The organism is Thalassovita sp. (assembly GCF_963691685.1).
GTDB lineage: Bacteria > Pseudomonadota > Alphaproteobacteria > Rhodobacterales > Rhodobacteraceae > Thalassobius.
On the sequence record NZ_OY829290.1, the window covers coordinates 3,457,214 to 3,470,986 of the forward strand.

Sequence of the window (13,773 nt, forward strand, 5' to 3'; positions counted from 1 at the left end):
CCACATTCCCCGCAATATCGCATATTTGCAGGTTTTTTGGCGATCTTCCCCCTAGCGAAAATGACTGGGGGGCCCTAGGTTTTACACATGATTTATTGATGTGAGCCTTTGATGACCCAAAGCGGATTGCAAAAACTCGCCTTTGTGCTGCTTTTGCTGCTCATGCTCTATACGATTTTCGGAGGGGCATGATGGCACAGAAATTTGGTGGCAAATACAGCCCGGACGGCCAGACCCAATCGTCAGATCGCCCGACCCCGCAGGCCAGCCCGCAGCAAGAGTTTCGCGGCGCCAGTCGCAGCCGCATCGGCATGCGGTCTAACCTGTTGTTCATCGCGCCCCTGCCGCTGATCTGGAACGCCTTCAGCGCTGAGCCGCTGGTGATGGCGCAGTATCTGGCGGCGCTGGGGGTGTTGCTGGTGTCAGCCTGGCTGACCCGCGAAGGTCTGCGCGCCGAAGAGGCATATGATGCCCGCAAGGTGGCCCGCCGCCCTGCCCTGCCACGCAAAATTCTGGGCTCAATCCTGATGGGGTTGGGTCTTGGCTTGGTCGGCGCCGCCGGGTTTGGCCCACTTGAGGTGCCCATTTTTGCCGTGTTGGGCGCCGTTCTGCATGGATTTGCCTTTGGCATTGATCCTTTGAAGGACAAGGGCATGGAAGGTGTGGACACCTTCCAGACCGATCGGGTGGCCCGCGCCGTTGAAGAGGCTGAGGAATACCTGGCCGCCATGCGCGATGCGATGAGCCGCGCCGGGGATCGGCAGGCCAGCCGCCGGTTGGAACAGTTTCAGGCAACCGCCCGCGGTCTGTTTCGCAAGATCGAGGACGACCCGCGCGATCTGACCGCCGCGCGCAAGTACCTGACCGTCTATCTGATGGGCGCACGTGACGCGACCAGCCGCTTTGCCGAAATCTACGGCCGGTCCCGCGATGAACAGGCCCGTGCGGATTATCTGGCCTTGCTGGATGATCTTGAGCAGAACTTTGCCGCCCGTACCGAAAAATTCTTGCTGGAAGATCGCAGCGACCTCACGATTGAGATTGAGGTGCTCCGTGACAGGCTGAAGCGAGAAGGCATCACCACCGAATAGCTACCGCCGTGGAAACAGCGCACAACCGGCGCCCGCCCAGAGCCCCCGGCCCTCAATTTTGCCCCATCTGAAAGGGAATATCATGTCACAGACCATTCAACAGAAAGCCCAGGCTGATTTGGCCATGGTTGAGGAAGTCACCGCCGTTGCGCTGAAAGAACCGACCGAGGCCAGCGAAGTGATCTCGCTGGAGGCGGCCGATGCCCCGGTCAGCGCCGAGATCCGCAAACGCATGGGCGAGTTGGATATGGGGGACACCAATTCCATCGTGGCCTTCGGTTCAGCCGCGCAGGCCGAGTTGCAGACGATCAGCCAGGCGATGCTGGCCGATGTGCGCAACAAGGATGTTGGCCCCGCAGGCGATTCCCTGCGCGATATCGTGACAACCATCCGCGGCTTTTCGATCAGTGAGCTGGACACCCGCCGCAAGCAGAGCTTCTGGGAACGTCTGATGGGGCGTGCGGCGCCTTTTGCCAAGTTCACCGCGCGGTTTGAAACGGTTCAGGGCCAGATCGACCAGATCACCGACAACCTGCTGAAACACGAACACACGCTGCTGAAGGACATCAAGTCCCTCGATATGCTCTACGACAAGACGCTGAATTTCTACGACGAGCTGGCGCTTTACATCGCGGCCGGTGAGGCCAAGATTGCCGAGCTGGACAGCACCGATATCCCCGCCAAAGAGGCGGAGGTCAACGCAGCACCAGAAAACGATCAGGTCATGAAAGCGCAGGAGCTGCGCGATCTGCGCGCCGCGCGGGATGATCTGGAACGCCGGGTGCATGACCTGAAACTGACCCGCCAGGTGACCATGCAGTCGCTGCCGTCGATCCGGCTGGTACAGGAAAATGACAAATCGCTGGTCACCAAGATCAACTCGACCTTGGTCAACACCGTGCCGCTGTGGGAAACTCAGCTGGCGCAGGCCCTGACCATTCAGCGCAGCGCCGAAGCCGCTGCAGCGGTGCGCGAAGCCAATGATCTGACCAATGAGCTGCTGACCGCCAACGCCGCAAATCTGCGTGAAAACAACAAGATGATCCGCACCGAGATGGAACGTGGTGTCTTTGACATTGAGGCGGTGAAACAGGCCAATGCCGATCTGATCGCCACCATCAACGAAAGCCTGCAGATCGCGGATGAGGGCAAGGCCAAACGCGCCGCCGCCGAAGCGGACCTGCAGAAGATGGAAGGCGATCTGCGCGACACGCTCGCCGCTGCCAAGGCCCGCAAAGACGGTCTGGGGGATACCGCCTCCACCGCTGTACCAGAGGCCTGATCCGCTATGAGGTGGGTGAAACAACGAAAAACTATCGCAACCCTCAGCGCCCTTGTGGCGCTGGCGGGCTGCATGCCCACCTCAGAAACCGCCGGTCCCAGCCGCGCCATCGCGCCACACCCCGCCATTTACACACCTTCAGACAGCACGCTGGCCCTGGCGCGCTACTACGGCAACCTGCAGGCGGACCTACTGACGCAAGGGTTATTGCGTACAGATGGCGGCGGTGTGGACACGCCTTATAGCGCCCGGCAGCTGGCGCAAAACTATGAAACCATTGCGTTTTATGACGAATACGAAAGCGGCAGCTGGAAACGCCGGCAGGATGGCGCGCCCTCAAAACTGCGGCGCTGGTCGGTGCCGGTAAAGGTTGCGGTGGAATTCGGCAACTCGGTCCCGGTGGAGCAACGTCAGTTGGATGGCACCAATGTGCGCCTCTTTGCGGAACGTCTGGCCCGGGTCACCAACCATCCCATCCGCATGGCGCCACAGGACAGCGCCAACTTTAACGTTTTGTTCATGGGTTATGACGACCATGGCCAGATGATGCAGCGGTTGCGCCAGATCGTGCCGCAGATGGATCCGGGATCGTTCCGGGTGATTGAGACGATGCCGCGCTCCACCCATTGTCTGATGCTCAGCTACTCGGCCAAACACAACGCCCATGACATTCGCCACTCCATCGTGGTGATCCGGGCCGAACACCCTGATATCCTGCGCAAATCCTGCGTGCATGAGGAAATGGCGCAGGGTCTAGGGCTGATCAATGACAGCCTGGAGGCGCGCCCCTCAATCTTTAACGACAATGACGAATTTGCCTTCCTCACCACCCATGACGAACAGCTGCTGCGGATGCATTACGATCCCCGTCTACGCATCGGCATGGGGCTGGAAGAAGCCCGCCCGATCATCGCGCAATTGGCGCGGGAGGCCACGGGCGGCAGCTGAGGCAGGCAAGACGGGTTAACATCCGGGCGCCCACCGCGCCCCTACAACAGGAACATGGCGGATCCACCGCCCACCAAGGAGGGTTCCATGGGTATTTTCGATTTCCTCACCGGGGAATTCATCGATCTCATTCACTGGGTGGATGACACACGCGACACATTGGTCTGGCGGTTTGAACGTGAAGGCCATGAGATCAAATACGGCGCCAAACTGACCGTGCGCGAAAGTCAGGCGGCGGTTTTTGTGCATGAGGGGCAGCTGGCCGATGTCTTCAGCCCCGGCCTTTATATGCTTGAAACCAACAACATGCCGGTGATGACCACGCTGCAGCATTGGGATCACGGGTTCAAATCGCCGTTCAAGTCTGAGATCTACTTCGTCTCAAGCAACCGGTTCACCAACCTCAAATGGGGCACCAAAAACCCGATCATGCTGCGCGATCCTGAGTTCGGTCCCACCCGGATCCGCGCCTATGGCACCTATACGATCAAGGTAAACGACCCGGCGCTCTTCCTGACCGAGATTGTCGGCACCGATGGTGAATTCACCATGGATGAGGTCAGCTTCCAGATCCGCAACATCATCGTGCAGGAGTTTTCCCGCGCCATCGCCGCATCGGGCATTCCTGTGTTGGATATGGCTGCAAACACCGCCGAAGTGGGCAAGCTGATCGCGCAGGCCATCGATCCGGTGATGAAGGGATACGGGCTGTCGATCCCTGAGCTTTATATCGAAAACATCTCTCTGCCGTCGGCGGTGGAAAAGGCGCTGGATCAACGCACCTCACGCGGGATCGCGGGCAATCTGGACGATCACATGAAGTGGAAAGCGGCCGAGGCCATGGGCCAGGGCGGCGCCATGGATCAATCGATGGGCGCCGGCATGGGCATGGGAATGGGCCTGCAGATGGCCCAGGCCATGGGGCAGCAGATGATGGGCCAAACCGCGGGCCAGCAACAGCCCGGTCCCTGGGGTGGTGCCCCCGCCCCGGCAGCTGCCGCGCCTGCCGCGATGGCCCCGCCGCCGCCCCCGCCGGTGGAACATGTTTGGCATGTGGCTGAAAACGGCGCCACCAAAGGACCGTTTTCCAAGGCTCAGATGGGGCGTATGGCGCAAACGGGTGAGTTGAAACGCGAAAGCCACGTCTGGACACCGGGTCAGGACGGCTGGAAAACCGCCGAGGATGTGGCGGAGCTGGCGCAGCTCTTCACGGTGATGCCACCGCCACCGCCGCCACCGGCGTAACTGTTAGCAGAACTTACATAAAAAGAGGCGCCCCGAGGGGCGCCTTTTCAGTCAGAGCAAACGTAAATTCTATCGGGTCTATTAGACCTCAACTTTCCAGTGCGACAGGGCTTTGGTCAGGGCGGCGGCAGCGTCAGCGTAGTAGCCGGTGGCCAGCTCATCGATGGCGGCGTCGAAGTTGTCGGTGGCGATCAGGGCGGCCACACCGCAGGCTGCGTCGTGCAGGTCAACGTGCAGCGCGTCAACTTCCTGAGCGCGGGCGGTCATCTGGTCATTTTTCTTCAGGAAATCGATCAGTTTGCCCAGGCCGCATTTCTGCGCGTTCTTGTACAGGCGTACCGGCAGGCCGCGGTTCTGTTCGATCGCTGCGGCGCGCAGCTGGTGACCCAGGATGTAGTGAGCAACGATTGCGTTGTTGATGATTTCGCAGGTGTTGATAACGGTCATCTGGGTCATGTTTCTATCTTTCTTTGTTTTCGCTATGCGATGGTTTGCTCTGTGTTTGTACAAATGACTATACCCCCACCCCCATTCGCGCTCTATCTCTATAAAGTATATCTTACGCTCTCTATGGTCCTAGGACGCTTAGGGCCTTGGTCTGAACGCAATGGCGATTCTGCAACCAAGGTCGCAAAAACGGCGAATATTCCGGGGTAGAAGCGGCCCAAAAAGGATAGGTGGGGGATATATCCTTTGGTTGGCACCAAGGGCCCAAAACGGGTGGATTCGCCGGATTCGGGCGGTGATTTCCCCGCGTGACCTATGGACTGGCGGCAAAACCTATCCTTTGGGCACCCACATCTGGCCGTGCTGGCACGGATAGGTCAAAGCAGCCCCCTATTCCCACAATCGGCCAGTTGCTCACACGCCCCCCTTCAGAACGCGGGCAAAGAAAAAGGCGCCACGGAGGGCGCCCTGAGAGCAATCGTTACCGAACAGTAGGTTTAGGCAGTTTCCATCTTCCACTGCGACAGCGCTTTGGTCAGCGCGGCGGCGGCTTCGGCGTAGTAGCCGGTGGACAGCTCATCAATGGCTTCGTCAAAGTGACCGGTGGCGATCAGCGCGGCCACTCCACAGGCGGCGTCGTGCAGGTCCAGGTGCAGGCCGTCCACTTCTTTGGCGCGGTCGGTCATCTGATCGTTTTCTTTCAGGAAGGCGATCAGTTTGCCCAGACCACATTTCTGCGAATTCTTGTAAGCGCGAACCGGCAGGCCACGGTTTTCTTCGTAGGCGGCGGCGCGCAGCTGATGACCCAGGACGAAATGGGCAACGATTGCGTTGTTGATGATCTCGCAAGTGTTGGTGACTGTCTTCTGGGCCATGTCGTATCTCTTTCTCGGTTATTCGCTAGTGCGAAGGGCTGCTCTCAGTAACTACAAACGACAATACCGCACCCCATTTTAGGATGAAATTGCGATAAAGTATGGGCCGAGGTCTCGTTGGTCCTAGTGTGACTAGTACCATGGTCCTGGTTTCGTAACCTTGGCCCTGCCAAATGCAGTCTATTCAAGGGTTTGCAGCAGGATTCGTGCCAAACCGCCCTGCTAAACTGCTTGCTTTGAGTCTGTGGCAGCGAGTCAGGGAACGGCGGCAAATGTGGCAGCTTTGTGTCAAAGGGCGGGTGTTTTCAGGGCTGGGCGCTTTCCTTGGGGGGCAAGGCGCAAGCAGGTGAGTGGCGCGGTGCTGACACCAAACAGGGGGCAGACAACAAAAAAGCGGCCTGCTGCTGCAGACCGCCCTGAACGCTATCTCCGAACGCTGATAAGTCTTAAATAGGTTAAGCCGCGCGCGCCTCACGCATCAGGGCCACTTTCCAATCCACCACGGCGCGGGTCAGTTCGGCACTCACCTGCGGGTAGCCGCCAGTGGCCAGGCTCGACAGGGCCTGATCAAACATTCCATCCTCAATCATATTCGCCACCGCCCCTGCGGCGCGATGAAACTGGGCATGCAGGCGCTGCACGGTGCGCGCCTCAGGGCTATCACGTTTTTCAGCCGGCAGGCTGTAGAGCCAACGGCCAAAGCGGCAGCAATCATCGCGGCAGATGCTGTTGACCGGCAGATCCACCTCTTTGTGCACAGCGGCAGCTCGCAGGCGCTGTTTCCACGCACCATGGGCCTGAAGCGCCTGATCCAGATCTTGGGTCAGATCCCGTGTTGTGTCCAAAGCCATCATCATCTTGCCCCTCCGCACAGAGCCTCGCAAAAGTTATTCAGCGAAACTCACGCAGCCAGATCACGGACCTGCCAGCGCACCAGCGCCTGGTTCAATGCACCGCTGATCTGCGGGAAGGCGCCGGTCGACAGTGCGGCGCGGGCCTCTTCGTATTTGCCTTGCTTGACCAGCAGCGCCACATCAGCAGCGGCAATATGCATATCCGCGTGCAGGCGGCGCACCTCAGCCAGGCGCGGGGATTTCTGCAGCTCAACCGGCAGATCCATCAGGAACTGACCAAAATCGCTGACCTCTGCCAGACGCAGTTCATCAATCGACATATGCGTGTTCTTGTTGGCAACGGCGCGCACCATGCGCTGTTTCCAGGCGCCATGTGCTTTCAGCGCGCTTTGCAGCGCCACATGCAGGCCCAGGTAGGCGGCAGGGGTGGTGTTGGCATTTGCGGTCACGGTGGCAGTCGTGTTGGCGGTCATGGCGGGCTCCTAAGAGTGTGCTTCGGTATCTTTTCTATGCGTTCAGATCCCAAAACGACATAAGCCCTCCCCTTTTTAGCAAAAAAATGGAAAAAAGTTTGGAAGGCTTACCAACCAAAGTATGGGTCCGTGATTTTATGACTGAAACAGCCATTTCCGAACACCGTTTCCCCTGCGATCTCTGTGGCGCAGATTTCCGCTTTGATCCGCAGAAGGGGCAGCTGATCTGCGACCACTGCGGCAATGAGGGCGAAGTCACCCAGGCCGGCCCCTGGGAGGGCGGCTTGAAAGAGCTGGATTTCAAACAGGCGCTGAACAACCTGCTGCCCAGCCAGGAGATTGAAGAGACCCGCGTCAGCAAATGCCCCAATTGCGGGGCGCAGGTGGAAATGGCCGAGGCCACCCACGCCGCGGAATGCCCGTTCTGTGCCACCCCGGTGGTGACAGGCACCGGCACCCATCGCCATATCAAGCCCAAAGGCGTGCTGCCCTTTGCGCTGGAGGAAAAGCAAGCGCGTGAGGCGATGACCAGCTGGTTGGGCAAACTGTGGTTCGCGCCCAACGGGCTGCAGGACTATGCGCGCAAGGGCCGCAAGATGGAGGGCATCTATGTGCCCTATTGGACCTTTGATGCCGACACCAAGAGCCGCTACAGCGGTCAGCGCGGCACCATCTATTATGAAACCCGCACCGTGACCCGGGATGGTGAAACCAAGCAAGAGCGGGTGCAGAAGATCCGCTGGACCCCGGCCTCGGGCCGGGTGGCGCGGTTCTTTGATGACGTGCTGGTGCTGGCGTCGCGCGCCTTGCCGAAGAAATACACCGACGCGCTGGAGCCTTGGGATCTGGCGGCCCTGGAACCTTACCGGCCAGAGTTCCTCGCCGGGTTCCGGGCCGAGGCTTACACCGTCGAGTTGGATGAAGGTTTCGATCAGGCCCGCGCCCATATGGACCGGGTGATTGAGCGTGATGTGCGCTTTGACATTGGCGGTGACCGGCAGAAGATCCACCGCGTCGACACCGATGTGAAAGACGTCACGTTCAAACATGTGCTGCTGCCGGTCTGGATGGCGGCCTATAAATATCGCGGCAAAAGCTATCGCTTTGTGGTCAACGGGCGCACCGGCCGGGTGCAGGGCGAACGGCCCTGGTCGGGCTGGAAGATTGCATTTGCGGTGCTGATCGGGCTGACTGTCGCCGGGGCCATTGGCTATCTGATGGCGGTGAGTGAAGGAAAGATCTGATGAGCGATATTGAAGCGCTGGAAACCCTCTTGGCACGTCGTCACAGTTGCCGGGGGTTTCGCGCAGACCCGGTGCCGCGCGATGTGATCGCGCGGATCATCCGTGCGGCAGGCCGCGTGCCCAGCTGGTGCAACGCCCAGCCCTGGCAGGTGATTGTGACCGAACCGGCAGCGACCGAGGCGTTCCGCCAGAAACTGATGGCAGAGGCCGCGAGTGGCACGCCCGCCCCGGATATGGATTGGCCCAAACAATATACCGGTGCCTACCAGGACCGCCGCCGCACCTGCGGCTGGCAGCTATATGAGGCGGTGGGCGTCACCAAAGGCGATCGCGCAGCCTCAGCCGCGCAATCGGCTGAAAACTTCCGCCTGTTTGGCGCGCCCCATGTGGCGATTGTCACCTCGGAACGGGATCTGGGGCCCTATGGCGCGATGGATTGCGGCGGCTTTGTCAGCGCCTTCACATTGGCCGCCGAGGCCCTGGGCGTGGGATCGATCCCGCAGGCCGCCGTAGCGGCCTATGCGCCGCTGTTGCGCAGCCATTTTGAGATCCCTGAAAACCGGTTGATCCTTTGTGCCATTTCCTTTGGCTACGAAGATAGCGACCACCCCGCCAACGCATTCCGTACAGAACGGGCCGCGCTGGACGAGGTGGTCGAATGGCGGGACTGACCCCTCGGCCCCGTCAATTCCTTAACTATCCCCTCCGGGCGGCGTGAGGACGCCCGTCGTCCAGACAGTGGGTTGAGGTAGGGCAATGCCCGATCCGCCCCGCTGTCTTGGGTATTTTGCCAGACGCGTCGCAATGCTACTTTGATCCGCCTCAAATCGGCTTGCTTTTTACCGTAAAAATCCGGCCAATGCGGCCCAACACAATTTTACCCAAGGAGCCGCCCCATGCGCGCATTGCTGCAACGGATTTCCCATGCCTCAGTCACCGTAGAGGGTGAAAAAATCGGCCAATCTGGCCCGGGGCTGTTGATCCTGACCTGTGCGATGCAGGGCGATAGTGAAGCCCAGGCCGATCATCTGGCCGCCAAGATTTCAAAGCTGCGCATCTTTAAGGATGAGGCCGGCAAGATGAACAAATCGGTCAAGGACATCGGCGGCTCGGCCCTTGTGGTGTCCCAGTTCACGCTGGCGGCAGACACCTCTCGTGGCAACCGGCCCGGGTTTTCGACCGCCGCCAGCCCGGAAGACGGCAAAGCGCTTTATGAGTATTTTGCCGCCAAACTCGCCAGCGAAGGCGTGCCGGTGGAAACTGGCGAATTTGGTGCGGACATGAAGGTTGAGCTGCTCAACGACGGGCCCGTCACCATCTGGATGGAAGCCTGAGGCGCGCAGCACGCCAGACCCAGAACCCTACGCGGGCGTATCTTTTTGGCATCTTTCCCAGACTTGTGGCCCCTTGGGGCATTGGCGCGTCTTTGACAGCCCTGCCTCCCCCCGCCATAAGAGGCCATGGCCTCGCTTACCCAGATTGAAATCCTGCTGCCTGAGTTACGGGCCTATGCGCGCTCCATCGCGGAGACGCCGGATCAGGCAGATGATCTGGTGCAGGACGCCATTGAACGCAGCCTGCGCGCCGAAAATCCCCCCAGTCAGCTGGATGCCCTACGGCCGTGGATGTTTCGGGTGCTGCGCAATCTCAATTTTGATGAGCTGCGTAAAAAACGCGTGCGGTTGGAATATTCCCGCAGTCACACACGTCTATTGGTTGATCTGGCGCAAAGCAGCGATCCGGCGAATGACATACTTGTTCGGCTGACCTTTGACCAATTAGCCGCACCCCAGAGGGAGGTGTTGTTTCTGGTCGATGTGATGGGAATGAAATATGCCGAAGCGGCGGAAGTCATGAATGTGCCCACAGGCACCGTGATGAGCCGCATCAGCCGGGCCCGGCGCGCCTTGATCGAAGCCATGCGCGCGGATCAGGCACCGCAGGGCGCTGACGAAGGCCAGAACAACCGCCGGAAGGACAAAGGCGTATGATGGATATTGCAGACCACGACTGGGAGCTGCTGAACGCCTATAGCGATGGCGAGTTGCCGGCCGAAGAGGCTGCGGCGCTTGAGGCGCGTCTGTCAAACGAACCGGCCCTGCAGGCCGCGCTGGAGGAGATCCGCGCCGTCTCAACCGCGCTGTCTGGTTTGAAACCCGCGCTGGCCACGGCCGAGGCGCCTGACCATCCCCAGGCGAAAGTTTCGGGGGCAGCCATGCCCGCGAACCAGCCTTGGAAACCGCTCTGGCATCCGGTGGCAAGCTTTAGCGCCGTTGCGATTGCGGCGGCGGTGGCCGGTGCGCTGTTCCTGGCGCCCTTGCTGGAGGCCCCCAAAGCGCAGCCCGACCTGCTAGCGCTGCATGCGGCCTTCACCGCCCAAAGCTACACCTTGGATGATGCCGTGCAGCCGGCGCGCGCCACCTCAGGACTGGGGGCACCTGATCTGAGCCTGGCCAGTCTGTTTCTGGTCGATCAGCAGGCCTTGGATGAGACGCGGCGCGTGATGCATTACTCCGGCCGCAACAATTGCCGCCTGACCCTGCTGGCCAGCCCCGCAGCGGTGGCGCCAACCCGCCCAGCCGGGCCAACCGCGGCGCAATGGGCCACCGAACAGCACAGCTACACCATTGTGGCAACAGGTATGGACCTGCGCCGCTTCAATGCGATTGCCGATTATCTGCGCCGGCTGACCCTGCGCGGGGATGAGAACACCGATGTGCTGGCGATGGTCATGGCAACCGACAGCGCCGCCCCCTGCACCGCAGCCTGATCGGGCCAAAGGCAGCTTATTGCGCCGCTGTGCTCGCCGCCTCAGCCTGCATGACCTCCAGCACCCGCAGCGCCTGCGCCTCTGTCAGGCCGGTGACGGCCTGAACCTCGGCGCTGATCAGGGCGATGACCTCAGCCCGCAGGTTTTGACCAGCCTCGGTCAGCGTGACATCCACCGCCCGCGCATCCGTGGCGGAGCGGTCTTTGCGCACCCATCCGCGCGCCTCAGCCCGGGTCACAAGCGGTGTCACGTTTGAGGGCAGGCAGGTCATCATCTCCGCCAGTTCTTTCATCCGCCGCGGTGCATTCAGATGCAGCAACAGGCTGATGTCATTGGGCGTCAGATCCGGCCGCATCGCAGAAATCCGCGCGCCCACCTGATCCGACATATGTCGAAACAGAAACAGCACAGACAGGGTTGGCGGCAGATCAAGCGATTGGGTCATAGGCCCCAAATAGGCTGTGGCAGGCAGATTTTCCAGATTCAAAAATATAATTATAATATTGAAGTATATTTTCAGCTACCCTATCTGAACAGCAACAGCGGGCGAGCGCGCCCGGCATGCATCTAAGGAAACAGGAGCACGTGATGACAAAATCGGTGGTGATCTACGGCGGCGGACAGGCTGGGGTAAAACTGGCCAAGGAGTTGGAAGAGGTGGCATCGGTCACCCTGGTCAGCCCGTTGGACTATTATGAGGTGCCAATGGCCCTGCCCCGCAATCTGGTGGAACCCGACTTTGCCCAGCGCGCCCTTGTTCCCCTGACGGAAGCGCTGCCAAAGGCCCAGCTGATCCAGGGCCAGCTGACCGGATTTGAGGAGGGCACCGGTACGGTCCAGCTGACCAATGGCGAGGCGATGCAGGTCACCGCAGATGTCTCCGTCCTGGCGACGGGCAGCCGCTACGCTACCGAACTGACCCGCGCCCAATCGGGCAATCGCGACAGTCGGATGGCGCAGTTTCAAGACACTGCCGAAGCCCTGCAACAAGCCCAGCGCATCCTGATTGTCGGCGGCGGGGCAATTGGCGTCGAACTGGCGGGGGAGATCCTGCAAGACATGCCCGGCAAAGACATCACATTGGTTGAATCCAGCGCAGGGCTGCTGCCCGGCACCAGCCGCAAAGTGGCTGCCACAGCGCGCGATCACCTGCAGAAAGGTGGCGTCACACTACGGTTCAACGACCGCGTCATCGAACCCGCCTTTGGCGAAACACCGGCCGGTGGCGTGGCCAAAACCGCCGCGGGGGAAGAGCTGCCCTTTGATCTGATTTTCTGGGCCGTGGGGGGCCGTCCCAACACCAGCTTCCTACCGTCAGAGGCGCTGACCGGCGAAGGCCGCATTCCGGTGGATGACTTCCTGCGGATGCAGGGGCGTGATGACATCTATGTCCTGGGTGATATCGCCGCCTTGGAGGAAGCCAAGAAAGCGATTTATGTAAACAGCCACATCAAAGTGGCCAGCAAAAACATCCGCGCCACCCTGAAAGGCGAGGCACCAAAAGCACGTTACAAGGCGCAAACCGGCAATGACATCATGTTGGTCACACTGGGCCGCAACGGCGGTGTCGCGCATCTGCCGGGCATCGGCCGGATCACCACCGGCTGGCTGATCCGCATGTTCAAAGCCCGTGACATGCTGGTGGGGATGACCCGCAAAGCGTTGAAACTGGCCGCCTGATCAATCGTTCCGGACGCGCAGCGCTGCTAGGTGCCAAGCGTCCGGGGCCCTTGAGGGCATCTGCGGAGCGGCTGCCGAGGCAGCGCCCCTGGGGAGGAGAGTTAAGATACCCTCAGGCCCCGGACATATGGCAAGATCAGTTCCGCCCCGGGAAGTTCGGACGGTCCTCGCCATAGTTCTTGGACAGATAATCCAGGATCAGCGTGTAATCGGGTTCATCGATTTCACTCATGCCCTGTTCGTCTACCATCCATTCGAACATCTCAATCCAGCCATCCCGCGTCAGACCCTGCTGGGCGACGATCATTTCGGAATGGCAGGCAGAGCAGGCGTAGTAGGTCTCTTCCGCGCCCTTGTCCATGACCAGAATGCCGAATTCCGGCTCTTCTGCTGCGGCATCTTGTGCCGCCTCAGCCTCGGCGGTTGCGTCCGCGCCAAAGGCGATCGGCGTGGCTGCGTTCTGGTTCAAAAAGGCAATCAGATTGGCGCGGTCTTTCTCTTTTTTGAGACCGGCAAAACTCATCTTGGTGCCTTTGACCTCTTTCTTGGGTTTGGTCAGAAAGGCATCCAGCCGCTCGGGCGTCCAGCTGCCGGCGTATTTCTGCAGGCCTTTGGAATAGCGGAACCCATCCACCGCGGCCACGTCAGCGCCCACAATGTTGAACAGGTTAGGACCGGATTTGTTTTTGCCGCCTTCCTTCACGGTGTGACAGGCTTTGCATTTCTTAAAGACCTTCTCACCCTTTTTCAGGTCAGCCACGGCAAGCAGATCAGTGAGCGGTTCCGCCGCAGCGGCAGGCATGGCGAGGCCACAGCAAAGAGCAATGCTGGCCGCCAGATAAGACAGTCGCATGAGGACTCCTG

At 60.2% G+C, this 13,773-nt stretch carries 16 protein-coding genes; 10 read left to right on the top strand and 6 right to left on the bottom strand.

Annotated elements, in window-relative coordinates; translation table 11 throughout:
• Nucleotides 1-191 precede the first annotated feature (191 nt).
• From ACORLH_RS16580 to ACORLH_RS16595, 4 genes are all read left to right on the top strand, one after another.
• Nucleotides 192-1,091, top strand: a complete 900-nt coding sequence (locus ACORLH_RS16580; RefSeq protein WP_321829441.1) for a 5-bromo-4-chloroindolyl phosphate hydrolysis family protein — start codon at nt 192-194, stop codon at nt 1,089-1,091.
• An 82-nt stretch (nt 1,092-1,173) separates the two neighbouring features.
• Nucleotides 1,174-2,373 (top strand): toxic anion resistance protein, encoded by a 1,200-nt coding sequence (locus ACORLH_RS16585; RefSeq protein WP_321829443.1) that lies wholly within the window; start codon nt 1,174-1,176, stop codon nt 2,371-2,373.
• Between the two features lie 6 nt (nt 2,374-2,379).
• Nucleotides 2,380-3,321 carry a DUF2927 domain-containing protein gene (locus ACORLH_RS16590; RefSeq protein ID WP_321829445.1) on the top strand — a complete coding sequence of 314 codons (942 nt, stop codon included), beginning with the start codon at nt 2,380-2,382 and terminating at the stop codon, nt 3,319-3,321.
• Nucleotides 3,322-3,408: 87 nt separating this feature from the next.
• Nucleotides 3,409-4,566 (top strand): SPFH domain-containing protein, encoded by a 1,158-nt coding sequence (locus ACORLH_RS16595; RefSeq protein ID WP_321829447.1) that lies wholly within the window; start codon nt 3,409-3,411, stop codon nt 4,564-4,566.
• An 81-nt stretch (nt 4,567-4,647) separates the two neighbouring features.
• Here ACORLH_RS16595 and ACORLH_RS16600 read toward each other — a convergent pair whose 3' ends face one another.
• From ACORLH_RS16600 to ACORLH_RS16615, 4 genes are all read right to left on the bottom strand, one after another.
• Nucleotides 4,648-5,022 carry a hypothetical protein gene (locus tag ACORLH_RS16600; RefSeq protein WP_321829450.1) on the bottom strand — a complete coding sequence of 125 codons (375 nt, stop codon included), beginning with the start codon at nt 5,020-5,022 and terminating at the stop codon, nt 4,648-4,650.
• A 488-nt stretch (nt 5,023-5,510) separates the two neighbouring features.
• Nucleotides 5,511-5,888 (bottom strand): hypothetical protein, encoded by a 378-nt coding sequence (locus ACORLH_RS16605; RefSeq protein ID WP_058244873.1) that lies wholly within the window; start codon nt 5,886-5,888, stop codon nt 5,511-5,513.
• A 455-nt stretch (nt 5,889-6,343) separates the two neighbouring features.
• Complete coding sequence (locus ACORLH_RS16610) at nt 6,344-6,745, bottom strand: CZB domain-containing protein (protein WP_321829452.1); 402 nt, start codon at nt 6,743-6,745, stop codon at nt 6,344-6,346.
• Between the two features lie 44 nt (nt 6,746-6,789).
• Nucleotides 6,790-7,215, bottom strand: coding sequence for a hypothetical protein (locus ACORLH_RS16615; protein ID WP_321829454.1), 426 nt, complete (start codon nt 7,213-7,215; stop codon nt 6,790-6,792).
• Nucleotides 7,216-7,352: 137 nt separating this feature from the next.
• Between ACORLH_RS16615 and ACORLH_RS16620 the strand changes: the two genes are divergently transcribed.
• From ACORLH_RS16620 to ACORLH_RS16640, 5 genes are all read left to right on the top strand, one after another.
• Nucleotides 7,353-8,459, top strand: coding sequence for a TFIIB-type zinc finger domain-containing protein (locus ACORLH_RS16620; protein ID WP_321829456.1), 1,107 nt, complete (start codon nt 7,353-7,355; stop codon nt 8,457-8,459).
• The gene (locus ACORLH_RS16625; RefSeq protein ID WP_321829458.1) at nt 8,459-9,130 is read left to right on the top strand and encodes a nitroreductase; all 672 of its coding nucleotides are present in this window, start codon (nt 8,459-8,461) and stop codon (nt 9,128-9,130) included. Before ACORLH_RS16620 ends, ACORLH_RS16625 begins: the two co-directional genes overlap by 1 nt.
• Nucleotides 9,131-9,355: 225 nt before the next feature.
• On the top strand, nt 9,356-9,793 hold the full coding sequence (gene dtd, locus ACORLH_RS16630) for a D-aminoacyl-tRNA deacylase (RefSeq protein ID WP_321829460.1): 438 nt from the start codon (nt 9,356-9,358) through the stop codon (nt 9,791-9,793).
• A 126-nt stretch (nt 9,794-9,919) separates the two neighbouring features.
• Complete coding sequence (locus ACORLH_RS16635; protein WP_321829462.1) at nt 9,920-10,450, top strand: RNA polymerase sigma factor; 531 nt, start codon at nt 9,920-9,922, stop codon at nt 10,448-10,450.
• Entirely contained in the window at nt 10,447-11,229 is a 783-nt protein-coding gene (locus ACORLH_RS16640) for a hypothetical protein (protein WP_321829463.1), read from the top strand. The genes ACORLH_RS16635 and ACORLH_RS16640 overlap by 4 nt, the downstream gene beginning before the upstream one ends.
• 16 nt (nt 11,230-11,245) lie before the next feature.
• Here ACORLH_RS16640 and ACORLH_RS16645 read toward each other — a convergent pair whose 3' ends face one another.
• A complete protein-coding gene (locus tag ACORLH_RS16645; RefSeq protein ID WP_321829464.1) occupies nt 11,246-11,674 on the bottom strand; it encodes a MarR family winged helix-turn-helix transcriptional regulator in 429 nt (142 codons plus the stop codon).
• Between the two features lie 143 nt (nt 11,675-11,817).
• Here ACORLH_RS16645 and ACORLH_RS16650 point away from each other — a divergent pair, with 143 nt between their 5' ends.
• On the top strand, nt 11,818-12,909 hold the full coding sequence (locus ACORLH_RS16650) for an NAD(P)/FAD-dependent oxidoreductase (RefSeq protein ID WP_321829466.1): 1,092 nt from the start codon (nt 11,818-11,820) through the stop codon (nt 12,907-12,909).
• 136 nt (nt 12,910-13,045) lie between these two features.
• On the opposite strand, the gene ACORLH_RS16655 is transcribed toward ACORLH_RS16650, so the two are convergent.
• The gene (locus tag ACORLH_RS16655; protein ID WP_321829468.1) at nt 13,046-13,762 is read right to left on the bottom strand and encodes a cytochrome c family protein; all 717 of its coding nucleotides are present in this window, start codon (nt 13,760-13,762) and stop codon (nt 13,046-13,048) included.
• Between the last annotated feature and the right edge of the window lie 11 nt (nt 13,763-13,773).